Origin of the sequence: Pantoea sp. DY-15 (assembly GCF_019795935.1) — a bacterium.
In the GTDB taxonomy this organism is placed as follows: Bacteria; Pseudomonadota; Gammaproteobacteria; order Enterobacterales; family Enterobacteriaceae; genus Pantoea; species Pantoea leporis.
In genome coordinates this window covers 271,601-292,071 of sequence record NZ_JAIMIF010000004.1, presented here as the reverse complement: position 1 = coordinate 292,071, position 20,471 = coordinate 271,601, and the positions used below count along the sequence as shown (strand labels likewise).

The following is a 20,471-nucleotide window of genomic DNA, read 5'->3' as shown; positions in this document are numbered from 1 at the left end:
GGCTATATTCCTGCTGTTAATAGCAGTTTTAATATAGGTAACGATGAGTAATACTCACAAGCGCAGGTCCGACTAAACACCTGCGCCATCCCTATTTGGAGTGCCCATGTCTGAGAAAAAAACTGTTCGCCTGTCCGTGTTGGATCTGGCCCCTATTCCACAAGGTTCCACTGCACGCGACGCGTTCCATAATTCGCTGGCACTGGCCCGTCAATCCGAAGCATTGGGCTTTCACCGCTACTGGCTGGCGGAACACCATAATATGACGGGGATTGCCAGCGCCGCGACGTCAGTGCTGATTGGCTATTTAGCGGCCAATACCGAAACGCTGCGCCTCGGTTCAGGCGGCATTATGCTGCCCAATCACGCGCCGCTGGTGATCGCCGAACAGTTTGGTACCCTCGAGTCACTCTATCCTGGGCGTATCGATTTGGGACTGGGCCGCGCGCCGGGTTCCGACCAACGCACCATGCTGGCGTTGCGTCGTCATCTTTCCAGCGGCCAGGCAGATAGTTTTCCGGAAGATGTCTCTGAACTGATCCGCTGGTTTGACGCCGAAGAGGGAGAACATCCGCCAGTACAACCGGTTCCAGGTTTAGGATTGAAAATTCCGGTGTGGCTGCTCGGTTCCAGCCTGTACAGCGCGCAACTGGCCGCTCAGCTGGGTTTGCCGTTTGCATTTGCCTCGCATTTCGCGCCGGATCTGCTGTTCCAGGCGCTGCATCTCTATCGTGAGAAATTCAAACCTTCCGCGCGTCTGGCGAAGCCGTATGCGATGGTGTGCGTCAACGTCGTCGCAGCCGATAGCGAACGTGACGCCCGCTTCCTGTTCACCTCGATGCAGCAGCAGTTTATTAACCTGCGTCGCGGCAAACCGGGTCCGCTACCTGCGCCGGTGGAGAACATGGATAATCTGTGGTCGCCGTCCGAGCAATATGGCGTGCAGCAGGCACTCAGCATGTCGATTGTCGGCGATAGCGATAAAGTCCGCAGCGGCCTCGCCGCGCTGATGCGTGAAACCCAGGCGGATGAAATTATGGTTAACGGCCAGATTTACGATTCGCAGGCGCGTCTGCGCTCCTTCGCGCTGGCAATGGAAGCAGCGCGCACGCTGTAAACCTCATTGCGGTGGGTTTAACCACTCTGGGCCCACCGCAATGGTTCGCACGTCTCGCGCCGGTGACTGACCGTGAAAACGGCTGTATTCGCGACTGAACTGCGAAGCACTTTGATAACCCACCCGATAACCTGCCGTGCCGGCATCCAGCTTCTCAATCAACATCAAACGCCGCGCCTCGTTGAGCCGCAGCTGCTTTTGATACTGCATCGGCGTCATCGCCGTTACCGCTTTAAAGTGATGATGCAGCGACGAAATACTCATCCCTACGCTGCTCGCCAGAAAATCCATTTTCAACGGCTGATGAAAGTTTTCGCGTAGCCAACGCGCGGCGCGTGCCACTTTGTTGCCTGGCCGTTCCGTCAACGCCATGTTGAGAATGCGCGGCCCTTCGGGTCCAGTCAGCAAACGATAGAAAATCTCCTGCTCAATCAACGGTGCCAGCGCAGCAATGTCCTGCGGGTGATCCAGCAACTCGACCAAACGCATCACCGCACCCACCAACGGTGGCGCGACTTTATGCACGGCGATACCGCGCTCGCTCACCGCCGTGCTGCCGAGTTGATGGTGCGGAAAGTGTTCCAGATAACGCATCAGACGCGTTTCGTTAATGGTGATGCCCACACCAAGATTCGGTTTCTCTGGCGTTGCCATGACCACGCAGGATTGCACCGGCATATCAAGCGTCACCAACAGTAAATCGCCCGGCCCGTAATGCATCACTTCATCACCCATGCGCAGCGCTTTTTGCCCCTGCGCGATCAGGGCAAAGCTCGCCCAGGTCGCCACGTGCGCCAAACTGGTGGGCTGAGAACTGCGGCCGAAAGAGAGAAAGTCGATTGGGCAATAGTGACGACCATCCTGCGGTGCGTGGCGAGCAATAATTGCCACCAACTGCTGCCATTGTTCCTGATGAATCATGCGCTCGGTGCTCCGCGGTAAGAAATCGCTGGTTTGATATTCTCGCTTGTGGTTGGCGCTGCGACTAGTCCTTGAGCAGCAGATTTGCAGGATCGTGCAAGAAGCTTGCAGGATTGCGCTACCACCCGATTGTATGGACAGCGCATGCTTTATTTTCCCCGAAATCTCAGGTGGAGAGACACGATGAAAACACTTGAAGGCAAAATTGCGCTGGTGACGGGCGCTTCGAAAGGCATTGGTGCCGCCATCGCCATGACTTTCGCGGCGGCCGGTGCTCGGGTGGTGGTGAATTATCTTCAGGACGAAGTGGGTGCGGCGGATGTGGTGACCGACATTCAGGCGCTGGGTAGCGACGCCATCGCCGTACAGGCTGATATTTCACGCGAGGCCGATGTGCAGCGCTTGTTCGCTAGCAGCATTGAGCAGTTTGGCGCGCCCGATATTGTGGTGAATAACGCCGGGATTTTTCACCACGGTGACTTTGCCGGGCTTAGCCTCAGCGAGATGCAGCAGCAGCTGAATGTGAATCTGCTGGGCACCTTGCTGGTGTGTCAGCAGGCGGCAAAACATTTCCCCGCACGCGGCGGTTCCATCATCAACCTTAGCGCTTTAAATAGCCAACGCAGCACGCCCGGCTCGGTGCTTTGGGCAGCAACCAAAGGCGCGATCGATACCTTAACGCAGGGCCTCGCACGCGAGCTTGGGCCACGTAATATTCGCGTCAATGCGTTAGCACCCGGCATTATTTTGACTGAAGGTTTGCTGGCGGCGAAGAAGATGCACCCGGAGTTGAAAGCACAGCTGATAGCGGCAACGCCGCTCGGACGCTTTGGCTTGCCGGAAGATGTGGCGCAGGTGGCGCTGTTTCTGGCGTCAGAAGAGTCAGCTTACGTTAGCGGTGAACGCGTGCTGATTGCTGGTGGCGTGTAAAATTTACCTTCCACGCGCATAAAAAAAGGGACGCGTTAGCGTCCCTTTTTACTTTTCGCGTTTATCGCTTATGCGTCACGACGACGTGGTGCAGCAGCGCCTTCTGGACGCGGGCCACGACCACCTTCACGGCTGAAGCGTCCGCCTTCACGGCCACCTTCACGACGTTCGGAGAAGCGACGTGGAGCGCCTTCGCCACGTGGAGCACCATCACCGCGCGGTGCGCCATTGCCACGACGTTCGCCGCCAGCAGATGGACGACGTTCGCTACGCTCGTGCACTGGCGCATCACCCATCAGCTGCATATTCATCGGTTTGTTCAGAATACGCGTACGAGTGAAGTGCTGCAGCACTTCGCCCGGCATGCCTTTCGGCAGCTCGATGGTTGAATGAGTACCAAACAGCTTGATGTTACCGATGTAACGGCTGCTGATGTCGCCTTCGTTAGCGATCGCGCCAACGATGTGACGAACTTCAACACCATCATCACGGCCCACTTCAATGCGATACAGCTGCATTTCGCCAACGTCACGACGTTCACGACGTGGACGATCGCCATCGCGGCTGTCACGGCTTTCGCGTGGACCACGAGAATCACGTGAATCGCGACGCTCACCACGGTCAGGACGATCGCTGAACTCGCGACGCGCTGGACGCGGTGCTTCTGGTGGCAGAATCAGTGGACGTTCGCCCTGAGCCATTTTCAGCAGTGCTGCGGCCAGCGTTTCGATATCCAGATCTTCGCCCGGCTGCATTTTGCTCAGCAGTGCGCGGTACTGGTCCAGATCGCTGCTTTCCAGCTGCTGCTGTACTTTAGCCGCGAACTTAGCCAGACGACGCTCACCCAGCAGTTCTGCGTTCGGCAGCTCAACTTCTGGAATGGTCAGCTTCATGGTGCGTTCGATGTTGCGCAGCAGACGACGCTCGCGGTTCTCAACGAACAGCAACGCACGACCTGCACGACCTGCACGGCCGGTACGGCCGATACGGTGAACGTAAGACTCTGCATCCATTGGGATATCAAAGTTTACAACCAGACTGATACGCTCAACGTCCAGACCACGTGCTGCAACGTCGGTCGCGATCAGGATGTCGAGACGACCATCTTTCAAACGCTCCAGCGTCTGCTCACGCAGTGCCTGATTCATGTCACCGTTCAGTGCTGCACTGTTGTAACCGCTGCGCTCCAGCGCTTCGGCCACTTCCAGCGTGGCATTTTTGGTACGCACGAAGATGATGGCTGCATCGAAATCTTCCGCTTCCAGGAAACGAACCAGCGCATCAGTTTTACGGCCGTATGCGGTCCAGTAAGACTGAGAAATGTCCGGGCGCGTAGTCAGGCTTGACTGGATGCGCACTTCCTGTGGGTCTTTCATGAAACGCTTGGTAATACGGCGAATCGCTTCTGGCATGGTGGCTGAGAACAGCGCGGTCTGATGACCGTCTGGAATCTGCGCCATGATGGTTTCAACGTCTTCGATGAAGCCCATACGCAGCATTTCATCCGCTTCGTCCAGCACCAGACCGCGCAGGTTAGACAGATCTAACGTGCCACGCTTCAGGTGATCCAGCAGACGACCAGGGGTACCGACAACAACTTGTGGTCCCTGACGCAGTGCGCGCAGCTGTACGTCATAACGTTGGCCGCCGTACAGGGCTACCACGTTAATGCCACGCATGTGTTTAGAGAATTCTGTGACGGCTTCAGCAACCTGTACCGCCAATTCGCGGGTAGGTGCCAGCACCAAAATTTGCGGTGCTTTAACAGTAGGATCAATGTTGTTTAGCAGCGGCAGTGAGAAAGCCGCAGTTTTTCCACTACCGGTCTGCGCCATACCCAACACGTCACGGCCAGCCAGCAGGTGAGGAATACACTCAGCCTGGATTGGAGAAGGCTTTACGTAGCCCATACCGTTCAGTGATTCGAGGATGTCGGCGTTCAGGCCAAGGTCAGCAAAAGTGGTTTGAATATCAGTCATGTAGTACACGTGCCTCTTAGATTGCGGCGGCCAGTCTACATAACTCGTCGTGAAAACTTTCAGTCATTTTCATCAAAAAGTGTGAACCGGCTCAAATTAGAAGTTTTGACGAACAGAAAAGCCCTCATCTCTGGAGATGATGACTTTACAGGTATTCAGGCAATAAAAGTTCGTCAGCTATTGCTGGTCAGATTCTGATAAATCGTCTTGTGTCTGGCCGAGTTGCGCCAGTTCCAACAATGCGTATCGGTGCTCAACAAAGTTATTTACGTTGTTGGCCACCGCCAGTTTGAACAACGCTTTCGCGTCGTCCTTCTCCCCCAGACTTAGGTAATACTTACCTAAATAGAAGTTGGTTTCACTGAGATGTTCAGCGAGCGAGGTGTTATCCGTTGCGTCCGCCTTGAGACGTTCCATCAGCGTTTTTTCACTGATGTCGCCAAGGTAGAACTCGACAATATTCCATCCCCATTGATCGCGAACCGCTTTGTCATGACGCTGTCTCAGCGTAACTTTTGCCTTGTCGGCATCCATATCGCTTTCAACGAGATAGAGCCAAAGGCTGCGGAATGGATCGTTAGGATCGTCTTGATAAAACGCCAGCAGATCATCTTGCGCTAACTTGTATCGACCGCCGTAATAGAGGGCGATACCACGGTTTAAATGCGCATAATTGTAAGTTGGATCAAGCTCAAGTACAGAATCAAACGCTTCATAGGCAGCATCAAAGTTGCCTGCCTGCGTTAAGTATATACCGAGATAGTTAAATACCTCAGGCATATCTGGTCTTATAGACAGCGCTTGCGAAAAATCGTTCCGCGCTAATGCCCTCAGACCCAAACTATCATACAACACTCCGCGCTCATATAATAGCTGTGCGCGTTCATCATCGGTAAGGGCACGACTGGCAAGAATTTGTTCCATTCGCGCCAGGATCACCTCTTGCTGCAGTGTGGGCTGCAAAGGTACTGCCAGAACTTCGTTCTTACGCCAATTGGAGTTGCTGCATCCTGCCAGCGTGATAGCTGTCGCAACAAAACACCAGCGCAAAAAAGGCTTCATTTCCCACTCCCGAATACAAACATTGGGACAACCATCCTGTCATCCTCCTGCTGTGCACAAGGATTCCCGCCCTCGCGATGATCTAAACACCTCTCCCCGCAAAGCAGGGAGAGGTAAATCGGTAAACGCTTACTCGGCGTCAGATGCATCAGATGCAGCGGTAGCAACTTCTTCCGCTGGTTTCTGCTCTGTCGCTTCTTTGATGCTCAGGCGTACACGGCCCTGACGGTCCACTTCCATGACTTTCACTGGAACTTCCTGGCCCATCTGCAGGTAATCGGTCACTTTCTCTACGCGCTTATCGGCGATCTGAGAGATGTGCACCAAACCTTCTTTACCGCCGCCGATTGCCACGAAGGCACCGAAATCAACGATACGTGTCACTTTACCAGAGTAAACGCGGCCAACTTCGATCTCAGCAGTGATCTCTTCGATACGACGAATGGCTTCTTTGGCTTTCAGGCCATCAGTAGCAGCAATCTTCACGGTACCGTCATCTTCGATTTCGATGGTGGTGCCGGTTTCTTCGGTCAGCGCACGAATCACTGAGCCGCCTTTACCGATGACATCTTTGATCTTGTCTGAACTGATTTTGATGGTGTAAATGCGCGGCGCGAACTCAGAAATTTCCTGACGCGGCGTGCTGATTGCCTGTTCCATCACGCTCAGAATGTGCAGACGCGCACCCTTCGCTTGGTTCAGAGCAACCTGCATGATTTCGCGGGTGATGCCTTCGATTTTGATATCCATCTGCAGCGCAGTGATACCATCGCGGCTACCCGCTACTTTAAAGTCCATATCGCCGAGGTGATCTTCGTCACCCAGGATGTCAGACAGAACCACAAAGTTGTCGGCTTCTTTAACCAGACCCATCGCAATACCGGCTACGGCAGCTTTGATCGGTACGCCAGCGTCCATCAGTGCCAGAGATGCACCGCACACGGAAGCCATCGAAGAAGAACCGTTAGATTCTGTGATCTCTGAAACCACACGCACGGTGTATGGGAAATCAGCTTGCTTAGGCATTACTGCCAGCACGCCGCGCTTCGCCAGACGACCGTGACCAATTTCACGACGCTTCGGTGAGCCAACCATACCGGTTTCGCCCACGCAGTATGGAGGGAAGTTGTAGTGGAACAGGAAGCTATCGGTACGCTCGCCCATTAACTCATCCAGATTCTGCGCATCACGTGCGGTACCCAATGTTGCGGTAACCAGCGCTTGCGTTTCACCACGGGTAAACAGTGAAGAACCGTGCGTGCGTGGCAGTACGCCAGTGCGCACATCCAGGCCACGAATCATATCTTTCTCACGGCCATCGATACGCGGTTCGCCACGGATGATGCGGCTACGAACAACGCTCTTCTCAAGGTCGTGAACGATGTCAGCGATATCGCCAGCATCCAGCGTTTCATCTTCAGCCTGCAGTGCAGCAATGGTCGCGTCTTTCACTGCGCCAACCTGAGTGTAACGCTCTTGCTTATCAGTGATGCGATAGGCATCGCTGATGCCCGCTTCTGCCAGTGCAGTAACGCGTGCGATCAGTGCATCGTTAGTTGGCAGTGGCTGCCAATCCCAACGTGGTTTACCCGCTTCGGCAACCAGCGCATTGATGTTTTCGATAACGATCTGCTGTTGGTCGTGGCCGTATACCACAGCGCCCAGCATCTGCTCTTCAGTAAGGATGTCAGCTTCTGATTCCACCATCAGCACCGCGTTCTGGGTACCGGCAACAACCAGGTTCAGACGTGATTCGTTGATTTCATCAGCAGTTGGGTTCAGTACGTACTGATCGTTGATATAACCCACGCGCGCTGCGCCGATTGGGCCATTGAACGGCAGACCTGACAGAGCCAGCGCAGCGGATGCACCGATCATCGCAACGATGTCTGGGTTAACCTGTGGGTTAACAGAAACAACGGTTGCAATAACCTGCACTTCGTTAATGAAGCCTTCCGGGAACAGCGGACGAACTGGACGGTCAATCAGGCGTGAGATCAGGGTTTCGCCTTCGCTTGGACGGCCTTCACGACGGAAGAAGCTACCCGGGATACGACCAGCAGCGTAAGTACGCTCCTGATAGTTAACCGTCAGCGGGAAGAAATCCTGACCTGGTTTAGTTTTTTTCTGGCCAACAACGGTAACGAATACAGCAGTGTCATCCATGCTCACCATTACTGCAGCGGTAGCCTGGCGCGCCATCATGCCGGTTTCCAGCGTGACGGTATGCTGACCATATTGGAATTTGCGTACGATCGGGTTCAGCAAAATTTAAGTCCTTAAATTCAGAGGCGCAGCCCATTCTGGCGCGCCGGGGATTACCGATCTTCAGTTGCATCCTCGCGACTAATGACAACCTTAACCGCCCATGCGGTAAAGCCTCTCATTAGCCGCGCGAACCTCTGCAAGCAAAGATCACTCTCTGCAACAATACATGAGTTTGGTCCGGATTGCTGCGGATTGCTCGAAAAAAGGGGCCATAAAGGCCCCCTTTTCGCGAAACTCGCACAAATCTGATCGTCAGATGCGTTTTTTTGCATGGTGCATGCGCTACATCCTTGATCAGATTCTTCAGACTTAGCGACGCAGACCCAGGCTTTCGATCAGACCGGTGTAGCGAGCAACGTCTTTACGCTTCAGGTAGTCCAGCAGCTTACGACGCTGAGATACCATGCGCAGCAGACCGCGACGGCTGTGGTGATCTTTCTTGTGCTCAGAGAAGTGACCCTGCAGGTGGTTAATCTGAGCAGTCAGCAGAGCAACCTGAACTTCAGTTGAACCGCTGTCGTTGGTACCACGACCGTATTTAGCAACGATCTCTGCTTTAGCTTCTACGCTTAGAGACATAATAAACTCCGTTGGATAATGAATGTATGGGTGCCGATCTCTAATTCAGCAGCCCGCTTTTAAAGCCGCGCCATTCTACTCTTCGCCTGATAGCAACGCAAATGCGCCGTTAGGTCAAATGCGGGAGGCTTGATTACGCAGGAAATTCTACCACCAGACGACGCGGCGCCACGCGTCCATCGTCGGCGATTTCGGCCATACCAATGAATTTTTGCTCATCACCTTCCGTCACGCGCACCAATCCCTGTTCCGGCGCATCCGCCACCTGAACCGGCATACCTTGTTTGAAATAAGCCGCCACCGTAGGCAGCAAATTCACTATCGGGAACTCTTCTGCCGGACTATCCATCGGCAGCAATAACGCATCGAGCGCACTGTAATCCGGCGTTTCCGCCATGTTGACGGTGGCCGCCACTTCCTGCAGCTGCTCCAGCGTCACCATTCTTTCGATCGGATAACGCGCCACCTGCAAACGACGCAGCATGATAACGTGCGCACCGCAGCCAAGCCGTTCACCGAGATCGTCGATGATAGTGCGGATGTAAGTGCCTTTAGAGACGTGAATCTCCAGCTCCAGTTCATCACCTTCCCAGCGAATAAACTGCAGCTCAAACACTTTGATCGGGCGCGCTTCACGCGGCACGGTTATGCCTTCACGTGCGTACTCGTACAGCTTGCGTCCCTGATACTTCAGCGCGGAGAACATGGTCGGCACCTGCATGGTGTCGCCACGAAAATAGTCCAGCGCTGCATCCAGTGCAGCCTGATCAAAAGTAATCGCACGCGTCTCAACAATATTACCGTCGGCATCAGACGTATCGGTGCGTTCACCCAGGCGAGCAATGACGCGATAACGCTTGTCCGAATCGAGCAGATACTGCGAAAACTTGGTGGCTTCGCCGAGGCAAACCGGCAGCATGCCGGTCGCCAGAGGATCGAGGGCGCCGGTGTGGCCCGCTTTGTTCGCGTTGAACAGACGTTTTACTTTCTGCAGCACATCATTGGAAGATGCGCCTTGGTGCTTATCCAGCAGAAACACACCGTGGACGTCGCGACCGCGACGACGAGGACGACTCATTAGTCCTCCTTGTCATCTTCCGCCGGGCTATCGCCACGACGCTCAACATCGCTCTTAATAACGTTGCTGACCAGGTTCGACATGCGCATACCTTCGATCAGCGAGTTGTCGTAGAAGAAGGTTAGCTCCGGCACGATGCGCAGGCGCATCGCTTTACCTACCAGCGTGCGGATATAGCCAGAGGCTTCTTTCAGCGCCTTCAGGCCGTTTTGCACTGCTTCTTCATCTTTATCATTCAAAAAGGTCACAAACACCTTGGCATAGGCAAGATCGCGCGACACTTCGACGCCCGAAACCGTCACCATCATACCGAGACGTGGATCTTTAATTTCGCGCTGCAGGATAATTGCGATCTCTTTCTGCAACTCCTGAGAAACGCGCTGTTGGCGGCCAAATTCTTTTGCCATTATTCTTTCTCCCAAATAATTCGGGAGGCCAGAGGCCTCCCAAATTGCAACACATCAAATGATGATCAATCGATGGTGCGTTTAATTTCAATCACTTCGAACACTTCGATCATATCGCCAACGCGAACGTCGTTATAGTTCTTCACGCCAATACCACATTCCATGCCGTTACGAACTTCGTTGACGTCATCTTTGAAGCGACGCAGTGATTCCAGTTCGCCTTCATAGATAACCACGTTGTCACGCAGTACACGGATTGGGTTGTGACGTTTGATGATACCTTCAGTGACCATACAGCCCGCGATGGCACCAAACTTCGGTGATTTGAACACGTCACGTACCGCAGCCAGACCGATAATCTGCTGTTTGAACTCTGGAGCCAGCATACCGCTCATCGCAGCTTTCACTTCGTCGATCAGATTATAGATGACGGAGTAATAACGCAGGTCAACGTTTTCAGCGTCAATCACGCGGCGAGCAGATGCATCAGCACGCACGTTGAAGCCGAGAATGATGGCGTTGGATGCTGCAGCCAGCGTGGCGTCGGTTTCGGTGATACCACCCACGCCTGAACCGATAATGCGTACTTTCACTTCGTCGGTAGAGAGTTTCAGCAGCGAATCAGAGATGGCTTCGACAGAACCCTGTACGTCAGATTTCAGCACGATGTTCAGCTCAGACACTTCGCCTTCAGTCATGTTGGCGAACATGTTCTCCAACTTAGACTTCTGCTGACGCGCCAGCTTAACTTCGCGGAATTTGCCCTGACGATACAGTGCAACTTCACGCGCTTTCTTCTCATCACGTACTACAGTCGCTTCATCACCCGCAGCCGGCACACCGGACAGACCGAGGATTTCGACTGGAATCGATGGACCCGCTTCCAGTACTTCACGACCCAGTTCGTCACGCATCGCACGTACACGGCCATATTCGAAGCCGCACAGTACGATATCGCCTTTATTCAGCGTACCTTCACGTACCAGCACGGTAGCAACCGGGCCACGACCTTTGTCGAGGAACGATTCAATCACCACGCCGCTGGCCATACCTTCACGGATAGCAGACAGTTCCAGAACTTCAGCTTGCAGCAGAATCGCATTCAGCAGGTCGTCGATACCGGTACCGGCTTTCGCAGAGACGTTAACGAACATGTTCTCACCGCCCCACTCTTCCGGAAGAATTCCGTACTGGGTCAGTTCGTTCTTAACGCGGTCTGGATCAGCATCAGGCTTATCAATTTTGTTAACCGCAACAACCACTGGCACACCGGCTGCTTTCGCATGCTGGATAGCTTCAACGGTCTGAGGCATCACGCCATCGTCAGCAGCCACAACCAGGATAACGATATCCGTGGCCTGCGCACCACGAGCACGCATTGCGGTAAACGCGGCGTGTCCCGGGGTATCGAGGAAGGTGATCATACCGTTGTCAGTTTCAACGTGGTAAGCACCAATGTGCTGGGTAATACCGCCCGCTTCGCCTGATGCCACTTTCGTTGAACGAATGTAGTCAAGCAGGGAGGTTTTACCGTGGTCAACGTGACCCATGATGGTGACGACTGGCGCACGGCTTTCCTGCGCAGCATCGGTGTCACGATCGTCCATTACCGCTTCTTCCAGCTCATTCTCACGGCGCAGGATCACTTTGTGACCCATCTCTTCCGCAACCATCTGAGCGGTTTCTTGATCGATAACCTGGTTGATGGTCGCCATGGCGCCCATCTTCATCATCGCTTTAACGACCAGAGAACCTTTGATCGCCATTTTGTTGGCCAGTTCAGCAACGGTGATGGTTTCACCGATGACAACATCGCGGTTAACCGCCTGAGCCGGCTTGTTAAAGCCCTGCTGCAGGGTGCTTGGCTTACGATGCTTACCGCCTTTGCCGCCACGCACCTGAGCACGCGCTTCTTCGCGATCGGTTTTAGCTTCAGAATGCTTGTTGCCTTTCTTAACCGGACGAGCCGCTTTGGTGGTGCGAGCACGTGCACGGCCAGCTTCTACCTGGCGATCGTTCTCGTCTTCTGCCTGACGGGCGTGAGTAGAGGTAGTGACGTGATAATCGCCTTTATCCTCTTCTTCAGGTTTTGCCCATTCAGCGCCTTTCTCTTCAGCCAGGCGGCGGGCTTCTTCAGCCACGCGGCGCGCATCTTCTTCCAGCTTACGGCGTGCTTCTTCTTCTGCTTTACGTTTCAGTTCGGCAGCTTCTGCTTCACGACGGGCTTTATCAGATTGCGCAGCCTTGGCTACTACATCGGTAGGTTGATTAGTCAATTTCTCTTTTTCCGCTGCTTCACGTTTAGCCTTGTCAGCGGCTTCGCGCTTGGCTTTGTCTTCGGCTTCACGTTGCGCTTTCTGTTCAGCTTCGCGACGGGCTTGTTCTTCCGCCTCGCGACGCGCCTGCTCTTCCGCTTCACGCTGCGCCTCGGCTTCTGCTTCTGCCTGAGCTTGCTCAGACTCTGCATCGCCTTTCACGTATGTGCGCTTTTTGCGGACTTCGATTTGTACCGACTTACTTTTACCCCCGGTGACGGGAATATTCAAGGTGCTGCGCGTCTTGCGCTGCAAAGTCAGCTTGCTTGAACCGGTCTGACCGTGCTCACGATTCAGGTGAGACAGTAAGGTTTCTTTCTCTTGCTGGGATACCGCATCGTTTTCAGACTTACGAATCCCTGCATCAGCAAATTGCTGTACCAGGCGATCGACCGGGGTCTGAATTTCGGCGGCCAGCGATTTTACGGTTACATCTGTCATGCTGTTCCTTCCTGTTATTACGCGTCATCGCCGAACCAGCAGATATTACGTGCAGCCATAATCAGCGCACCGGCTTTCTCGTCATCCAGCCCTTCAATATCTGTCAGATCGTCAACACCTTGCTCAGCGAGATCTTCCAGCGTGCAAACGCCTTTCGACGCCAGGCGATACGCCAGCGCACGATCCAAGCCCTCAAGATTCAGAAGATCCTCAGCGGGCTCCTGATTACCAAGGCTCTCTTCTTTCGCTAATGCCAGGGTGGTTAACGCATTTTTTGCTCGTTCACGCAGGGCTTCAATGGTCTCTTCATCGAGGCCGTCGATTTCCAGCAGCTCGTTGATTGGCACATAAGCCAATTCTTCCAGCGAAGAGAAGCCCTCTTCCACCAGAATGGTGGCGAACTCTTCGTCGATGTCGAGATGTTTGGTGAACATATCGATCGCTGCATGGGCTTCAGCTTGGTGCTTAGCCTGCAGATCATCGACGGTCATCACGTTTAGTTCCCAACCGCTCAGTTGGGAAGCCAGACGCACGTTTTGGCCGTTACGGCCGATCGCCTGAGCCAGATTGCCGGCTTCAACAGCGATATCCATGGTGTGATTGTCTTCATCCACCACAATTGACGCCACATCGGCTGGCGCCATGGCGTTGATAACGAACTGCGCCGGGTTGTCGTCCCACAGCACAATGTCGATACGCTCGCCACCCAGCTCGCTCGAAACCGCCTGGACACGCGCACCGCGCATACCGACGCAAGCGCCCACTGGATCAATACGTTTATCGTTGGTCTTCACCGCGATTTTGGCGCGTGAACCCGGATCGCGCGCTGCCGCTTTGATCTCGATAACTTCTTCGCCAATTTCTGGCACCTCAATGCGGAACAACTCGATCAGCATTTCTGGTTTAGAACGGGTGACGAACAGCTGCGCGCCACGCGCTTCAGGGCGAACGGCATACAGCACACCGCGGATACGGTCACCTGGACGGAAGTTTTCACGCGGCAGCATGTCTTCACGCAAAATCACGGCTTCAGCATTGCTGCCGAGGTCCAGTGAAATGTTGTCACGGTTCACTTTCTTCACCACGCCGGTGATGATTTCGCCTTCGTGTTGACGGAACTGATCAACCACCATTGCACGCTCAGCTTCACGTACTTTTTGTACGATAACCTGCTTAGCAGTTTGGGTGGTGATACGGTCGAAGGTGACAGATTCAATCTGATCTTCGACAAATTCGCCCAGATTGAACGCTTCGTCTTCATAACGGGCTGCATCCAGCGTGATCTCGCGAGTCGGCTGCGTGACTTCTTCTACAATCTGCCAGCGACGGAAGGTGTCGAAATCGCCGCTGCGGCGATCTATGCTGACACGCACTTCGATCTCTTGCTCATACTTCTTTTTGGTCGCAGTGGCCAAAGCGCTCTCCAGCGCTTCGAAGATTTTCTCACGCGGCAGGGCTTTTTCGTTAGAAACGGCTTCTACTACAGCTAAGATCTCTTTGTTCATCCTGGTTAGCCTCAATCCGGACTTTTAAAAGTGGGGGACCAGGTTCGCTTTCTGAATGTTGCTCAGCGCGAACACTTCATCGTTACCCTCAACGGTCACCGTGATCATCTCGCCTTCAACAGACTTGATGATACCCTGCCATTTACGGCGGTTTTGTACGGCCATGCGTAGTACCAGGCTCACCTCGTCACCGACAAAACGTGCATAGTGTTCAGCAGTGAAAAGAGGACGTTCGAGACCCGGCGAGGAAACTTCAAGGTTGTAAGCCACGGTAATTGGATCTTCCACATCCATTACTGCGCTAACCTGGTGGCTAACATCGGCGCAATCATCAACATTGATACCCTCTTCACTATCAATATAGATGCGCAGGGTTGATGTGCGACCACGAATAAACTCAATACCGACTAATTCGTAGCCAAGCGCTTCTACTGGAGCAGAGATCAACTCTGTCAATTTTTGCTCTAATGTGGACAAGCCCACCCCCAAGACATAAAAAAAGGGCCTATAGCCCAGTGTTTCGATTTCCTGATAACAAAAAACCCCGAATATTCGGGGCTTTTTGTGACTGGACCCTGTACGCCGCATAGCGGCTTCGGAGCACAATCCAAAAGAATTTTTTTCAAAAATCACTGAGATTGCGTCCGTCGATGCATACAGTATATTTGAAAAAGAACTCTAAGGGAAAGTGGTTGCGGGGGCCGGATTTGAACCGACGACCTTCGGGTTATGAGCCCGACGAGCTACCAGGCTGCTCCACCCCGCGTCCGAAAACGTGGCGAATAATACGCCGACCTTGCAAAAAATGCAAGTTAAACTGAGATTTGGTACCGAGGACGGGACTTGAACCCGTAAGCCCTTTCGAGCACTACCACCTCAAGGTAGCGTGTCTACCAATTTCACCACCTCGGTACATCACTAGACTGCGACGTTGTTTTATCGCACTACAGCGTTGACGATCTTACTGCGGGATATCATTGCCCGGCGTTGCCGGTTTAGCTGGCTGAGTCTGCTGTTCAGACTGCGCCGGCGCAGTGAGGTTATCCCACTCGCTACCTTTGGCTGTTTTATTACTGTTCAGGTTACCCAGAACCAGGCTGATGATGAAGAACAGCGTAGCCAGTACCGCGGTCATACGAGTCATAAAGTTGCCAGACCCATTTGAACCAAACAGTGTACCAGAAGCGCCTGCACCGAATGAGGCTCCCATATCAGCGCCTTTGCCTTGCTGCAGCATGATCAAACCCACGAGGCCAATCGCTACGATAAGGAAAACAACTAACAGAGCTTCGTACATAATCAACCTGTTTCCTTGCGCGTATCTGCACAGTTAAAGCTTCAACCAATATCGATGGGGAGTCTCGTCATCACCCACCAGAAGCGGGTGTGAATACTAACCAAAGGCACATACCTCTGCAAGTGCAATTTTCACCATCGCTATCGATTGCGGAAAAAAGCACCATCCCGGTGATTTTGCAGGCGGAAAGTTTAAAAACTCCCCGCCTGAAAAACTTACACCGCTTTTACTGCATCCGCGATTTTATGCGCCAACGCGCTGACCTGCGCCTCATCTTCACCTTCCACCATCACACGAATCAGGGGTTCAGTGCCGGATTTGCGCAGCAACACACGACCGCGTCCCGCCAGCGTTTTTTCAGCTTCCGCAGTGACAGCTTTCACGCTTTCGCTTTCCAGCGGATCGTGCTCGCCAGCGAAGCGCACATTGACCAAAATCTGTGGCAGCATTTTCATGCCGCTGCACAGGTCATGTAGCGTCATATGGTTGCGTACGATTGCAGTAAGCACTTGCAAACTTGCTACGATGCCGTCGCCGGTGGTGGTTTTGTCCAGCAGAATGACGTGACCGGAGTTTTCCGCTCCTAAACGCCAGCCCTTCTCCTGCATTTTTTCCAGCACATAGCGGTCGCCCACTTTTGCACGGGTAAATGGAATACCCAGCTGTTTCAGCGCCAGTTCCAGACCCATGTTGCTCATCAGCGTGCCTACCACGCCACCACGCAGTTGGCCCTGACGCAGCCCTTCACGCGCAATGATGTAGAGAATTTGATCGCCATCGACTTTGTGACCTAAATGGTCAACCATCATGATGCGGTCGCCATCACCGTCGTACGCCAGTCCGAGATCGGCCTTCTCTTCCAATACGCGATGCTGCAGCAAACGCAGATCGGTCGCACCGCAATCTTTGTTGATGTTCATGCCATCCGGCTGCACGCCGATAGCAATCACATTCGCACCCAGCTCGCGCAGCACGTTAGGCGCAATGTGATACGTCGCGCCATTCGCGCAATCAACCACAATCTTCAGCCCATTCAGGCTCAGCTCGCTTGGGAAAGTCCCTTTGCAGAACTCGATGTAACGACCAGCAGCATCGACAATGCGACTGGCGCGGCCCAGTTCAGCCGACTCCACGCAGGTGATTGGCTTTTCCATCTCCAGTTCGATGGCTTCTTCAACTTCATCCGGTAGCTTGGTACCTTCAGCCGAGAAGAATTTAATGCCATTGTCGTCAAAGGGATTATGAGAAGCTGAAATCACGATGCCCGCTTCAGCGCGGAAAGTGCGAGTCAAATAGGCAATCGCAGGCGTCGGCATCGGGCCGGTGAAGGCTGCAGACAATCCCGCCGCCGCCAGACCCGCTTCCAGCGCCGACTCCAGCATATAGCCTGAAATACGCGTGTCTTTACCAATCAATACCTTGCGGGAACCCTGACGCGCCAGCACCTTACCAGCCGCCCAGCCTAACTTGAGGACAAAATCAGGGGTAATCGGTGCTTCACCGACTTTGCCGCGAATCCCATCTGTACCGAAATATTTACGATTACTCATGCTTTATCCTTTTGCTCTCCGTGTCGCTTCGACGACGCGCATCGCTTCGACAGTCTCTTTCACATCATGCACGCGAATAATTTGCGCCCCTTGCATGGCGGCAATCACCGCACAGCTGAGGCTTCCGGTCAGACGCTGGGCCGGACCGACATTTAGCAACTGCCCAACCATCGACTTGCGTGACATTCCTACCAACAGCGGTAAGCCGTAGTGGTGGAAATGGCTGAGGTTGGCCAGCAGTTCATAGTTGTGGCTGAGATTCTTACCGAAACCGAAGCCAGGATCGAGCATCAGATTATCTTTTTTGATGCCGGCTGCTTCACATCGCGCAATCTGTGCAGCGAAGTAAGCATCCACTTCGCTCACGATGTGGCTATATTCCGGTGCCTGCTGCATGGTGCGCGGTTCTCCTTGCATATGCATCAGACACACCGGCAAGCCTGTTTCTGCCGCCGCCGCCAGCGCGCCCGGTTCGGACAAAGAACGAATGTCATTGATAATGTGAGCACCCACTCGCGCCGCTTCACGGATCACTTCTGGCTTGGAAGTATCGACCGAAATCCACACCTCAAAACGCTGCGCGATGGCTTCCACCACCGGAATAACGCGTGCCAGCTCCTCTTCCACGCTAACTTCATCAGCGCCCGGACGCGTTGATTCACCGCCCACATCAATGATGGTGGCACCGGCATTCACCATTTCATTGGTGTGCGTCAGCGCATCGACCAGCGTGTTGTGACTTCCACCATCAGAGAAAGAGTCCGGCGTGACATTCAAAATACCCATCACATGGGGAAAAGAGAGATCGAGATGGGAATCACGGGCGAACAACTTCATGGCGAGAATCTCCTTGAGGAATCACTGAATCACGGAATGTAAAAAACCCCGGACTGGCCGGGGTTTGCATTGTAACAAGTATTGCGGGAGGGAGAACTGGCGGTGAGGAACGCATCCCGCCAGAATGCCATCACATGATCTTGTCTGAACCCGGCGTTTTCGGGTCATCAACAGGACGTGGAGCCTGCGTAGAGTCGCCGTTACCCACAGCAACTTTCGCCTCTTCCCAACCTGCTGGTGGACGCACTTCGCGGCGTGCCATCAGATCGCTGATCTGCGGTGCATCGATGGTCTCATACTTCATCAGCGCGTCTTTCATCGCGTGAAGGATGTCCATGTTTTCATTCAGAATACGGCGTGCACGCTGGTAGTTGGTATCGATAAGGTGTTTAACTTCCTGATCGATAATGCGCGCCGTTTCATCTGACATGTGTTTTGCTTTCGCCACTGAGCGACCGAGGAACACTTCGCCCTCTTCTTCAGCGTAAAGCAATGGACCCAGCTTCTCAGAGAAGCCCCACTGCGTAACCATGTTGCGTGCTACGCTGGTCGCCATTTTGATGTCAGATGAAGCACCGGTAGAAACATAGTCCGGACCATAAATGATCTCTTCCGCCAGACGTCCGCCGTAAGCCACAGAAATACGGCTTTCCAGCTTCTGACGGTTGGCGCTGATCTCATCGCCTACTGGCAAGAAGAAAGCCACACCCAGAGCACGACCACGCGGAATGATGGTGACCTTGTGCACCGGATCGTAACCCGGAACCAGCGTACCCACGATCGCGTGACCCGCTTCATGATAAGCCGTCGATTCTTTCTGCTCTTCGGTCATCACCATGGATCGACGTTCCGCACCCATCATGATTTTGTCTTTGGCTTTTTCAAACTCAACCATCGAAACAACACGCTTGTTGCCGCGAGCAGCAAACAGCGCAGCTTCGTTGACCAGGTTAGCCAAATCCGCACCGGAGAAACCAGGCGTACCACGTGCGATGACTGATGGATCCATATCGGTTGCCAGCGGCACACGACGCATATGGACTTTCAGAATCTGCTCACGACCACGCACGTCTGGCAGACCAACCACAACCTGACGGTCAAAGCGGCCCGGACGCAGCAGCGCCGGGTCAAGTACGTCTGGACGGTTAGTTGCCGCGATGACGATGATGCCTTCATTACCTTCAAAGCCATCCATCTCAACCAGCATCTGGTTCAGCGTTTGTTCACGTTCATCGTGACCACCGCCTAAACCGGCGCCACGCTGACGGCCAACCGCATCGATTTCATCGATAAAGATGATGCACGGTGCCGCTTTCTTCGCTTGTTCGAACATGTCACGCACACGGGAGGCACCAACACCGACAAACATTTCCACGAAGTCAGAACCGGAAATGGTAAAGAACGGAACTTTGGCTTCGCCAGCAATCGCTTTCGCCAGCAGCGTTTTACCGGTACCCGGAGGGCCGACCATCAGGACGCCTTTCGGAATTTTACCGCCCAGCTTCTGGAAACGGCTCGGCTCACGCAGATACTCAACCAGCTCACCAACTTCTTCTTTGGCCTCATCACAACCGGCCACGTCAGCAAAAGTGGTTTTGATCTGATCTTCGGTCAGCATGCGGGCTTTGCTCTTGCCGAAGGACATCGCGCCCTTGCCGCCGCCGCCCTGCATCTGCCGCATAAAGAAGATCCACACGCCAATCAGCAGCAGCATTGGGAACCATGAGATGAAGATGGAAGCCAACAGGCTTGGTTCTTCGGGCGGTTCGCCAACTACTTTGACGTTTTTGGTCAACAGATTATCGAGTAACTTAGGATCGTTGACGGGGATATAGGTGGTGTATTTATTGCTGTCTTTTTTGACAACGTTAATCTCACGCCCGTTAATTCGTGCCTCGCGGACCTGATCTTGGTTCACTTCCGATAGGAAAGTTGAATAATCAACCCTACGGCCATTCGACTCGCTGGGCCCAAAGCTCTGGAATACAGACATCAGCACGACCGCGATGACTAACCAGAGAATCAGGTTTTTCGCCATGTCACTCAAGGGATTAACCTCATATTACAACGATGTTAACAGACAGCGTAGGGTACTATAGATCCTTCATACCTGGAATCGCAGTGCGGATGATTTTGCTTGTTTACCCTAAAACTCAGAATTACACATCAGAGTAAACGCATTGGT

17 protein-coding genes and 2 tRNA genes are annotated in these 20,471 nt (G+C 53.6%); 2 read left to right on the top strand and 17 right to left on the bottom strand.

The genetic code is table 11. The features are described 5' to 3' along the window. The first annotated feature begins 106 nt into the window (after positions 1-106). A complete protein-coding gene (locus tag K5Y32_RS16480; RefSeq protein ID WP_137385066.1) occupies positions 107-1,117 on the top strand; it encodes a luciferase-like monooxygenase in 1,011 nt (336 codons plus the stop codon). Between the two features lie 3 nt (positions 1,118-1,120). Here the strand turns inward: K5Y32_RS16480 and K5Y32_RS16475 are convergent, their stop codons facing one another. Then, the gene (locus K5Y32_RS16475; protein WP_222185146.1) at positions 1,121-2,038 is read right to left on the bottom strand and encodes an AraC family transcriptional regulator; all 918 of its coding nucleotides are present in this window, start codon (positions 2,036-2,038) and stop codon (positions 1,121-1,123) included. A gap of 183 nt (positions 2,039-2,221) precedes the next feature. Here K5Y32_RS16475 and K5Y32_RS16470 point away from each other — a divergent pair, with 183 nt between their 5' ends. After that, a complete protein-coding gene (locus K5Y32_RS16470; protein WP_101762246.1) occupies positions 2,222-2,968 on the top strand; it encodes an SDR family NAD(P)-dependent oxidoreductase in 747 nt (248 codons plus the stop codon). A 68-nt stretch (positions 2,969-3,036) separates the two neighbouring features. Here the strand turns inward: K5Y32_RS16470 and K5Y32_RS16465 are convergent, their stop codons facing one another. The 16 genes from K5Y32_RS16465 to ftsH form a co-directional block, all read right to left on the bottom strand. Next, entirely contained in the window at positions 3,037-4,947 is a 1,911-nt protein-coding gene (locus K5Y32_RS16465) for a DEAD/DEAH family ATP-dependent RNA helicase (protein ID WP_137385063.1), read from the bottom strand. Between the two features lie 16 nt (positions 4,948-4,963). Further along, on the bottom strand, positions 4,964-5,020 hold the full coding sequence (gene yrbN / locus K5Y32_RS25055) for a protein YrbN (RefSeq protein WP_098053093.1): 57 nt from the start codon (positions 5,018-5,020) through the stop codon (positions 4,964-4,966). Between the two features lie 104 nt (positions 5,021-5,124). After that, complete coding sequence (gene nlpI, locus K5Y32_RS16455; protein ID WP_008104288.1) at positions 5,125-6,009, bottom strand: lipoprotein NlpI; 885 nt, start codon at positions 6,007-6,009, stop codon at positions 5,125-5,127. 129 nt (positions 6,010-6,138) lie between these two features. Then, positions 6,139-8,277, bottom strand: a complete 2,139-nt coding sequence (gene pnp, locus K5Y32_RS16450) for a polyribonucleotide nucleotidyltransferase (RefSeq protein WP_101762248.1) — start codon at positions 8,275-8,277, stop codon at positions 6,139-6,141. A gap of 309 nt (positions 8,278-8,586) precedes the next feature. Next, complete coding sequence (gene rpsO, locus K5Y32_RS16445; protein WP_036620269.1) at positions 8,587-8,856, bottom strand: 30S ribosomal protein S15; 270 nt, start codon at positions 8,854-8,856, stop codon at positions 8,587-8,589. A gap of 133 nt (positions 8,857-8,989) precedes the next feature. After that, the gene (gene truB / locus K5Y32_RS16440; RefSeq protein ID WP_222185144.1) at positions 8,990-9,934 is read right to left on the bottom strand and encodes a tRNA pseudouridine(55) synthase TruB; all 945 of its coding nucleotides are present in this window, start codon (positions 9,932-9,934) and stop codon (positions 8,990-8,992) included. After that, on the bottom strand, positions 9,934-10,341 hold the full coding sequence (rbfA, locus tag K5Y32_RS16435; RefSeq protein WP_101762250.1) for a 30S ribosome-binding factor RbfA: 408 nt from the start codon (positions 10,339-10,341) through the stop codon (positions 9,934-9,936). The genes truB and rbfA overlap by 1 nt, the downstream gene beginning before the upstream one ends. A gap of 65 nt (positions 10,342-10,406) precedes the next feature. Next, the gene (infB, locus tag K5Y32_RS16430; RefSeq protein ID WP_064737725.1) at positions 10,407-13,097 is read right to left on the bottom strand and encodes a translation initiation factor IF-2; all 2,691 of its coding nucleotides are present in this window, start codon (positions 13,095-13,097) and stop codon (positions 10,407-10,409) included. A 17-nt stretch (positions 13,098-13,114) separates the two neighbouring features. Continuing rightward, complete coding sequence (gene nusA, locus K5Y32_RS16425; RefSeq protein WP_101762251.1) at positions 13,115-14,602, bottom strand: transcription termination factor NusA; 1,488 nt, start codon at positions 14,600-14,602, stop codon at positions 13,115-13,117. A 24-nt stretch (positions 14,603-14,626) separates the two neighbouring features. Beyond that, a complete protein-coding gene (rimP, locus tag K5Y32_RS16420; protein WP_137386838.1) occupies positions 14,627-15,079 on the bottom strand; it encodes a ribosome maturation factor RimP in 453 nt (150 codons plus the stop codon). 212 nt (positions 15,080-15,291) lie between these two features. Beyond that, positions 15,292-15,368 (bottom strand) — tRNA-Met (locus tag K5Y32_RS16415). Between the two features lie 59 nt (positions 15,369-15,427). Continuing rightward, a tRNA-Leu gene (locus K5Y32_RS16410) sits at positions 15,428-15,514 on the bottom strand. A gap of 49 nt (positions 15,515-15,563) precedes the next feature. Further along, positions 15,564-15,899 carry a preprotein translocase subunit SecG gene (gene secG / locus K5Y32_RS16405; RefSeq protein ID WP_007886689.1) on the bottom strand — a complete coding sequence of 112 codons (336 nt, stop codon included), beginning with the start codon at positions 15,897-15,899 and terminating at the stop codon, positions 15,564-15,566. A gap of 215 nt (positions 15,900-16,114) precedes the next feature. Next, positions 16,115-17,449, bottom strand: coding sequence for a phosphoglucosamine mutase (gene glmM / locus K5Y32_RS16400; protein WP_101762253.1), 1,335 nt, complete (start codon positions 17,447-17,449; stop codon positions 16,115-16,117). Positions 17,450-17,452: 3 nt separating this feature from the next. After that, positions 17,453-18,286 carry a dihydropteroate synthase gene (gene folP, locus K5Y32_RS16395; protein ID WP_101762254.1) on the bottom strand — a complete coding sequence of 278 codons (834 nt, stop codon included), beginning with the start codon at positions 18,284-18,286 and terminating at the stop codon, positions 17,453-17,455. A 130-nt stretch (positions 18,287-18,416) separates the two neighbouring features. Then, on the bottom strand, positions 18,417-20,324 hold the full coding sequence (gene ftsH, locus K5Y32_RS16390) for an ATP-dependent zinc metalloprotease FtsH (RefSeq protein WP_036620266.1): 1,908 nt from the start codon (positions 20,322-20,324) through the stop codon (positions 18,417-18,419). Positions 20,325-20,471: the final 147 nt, after the last annotated feature.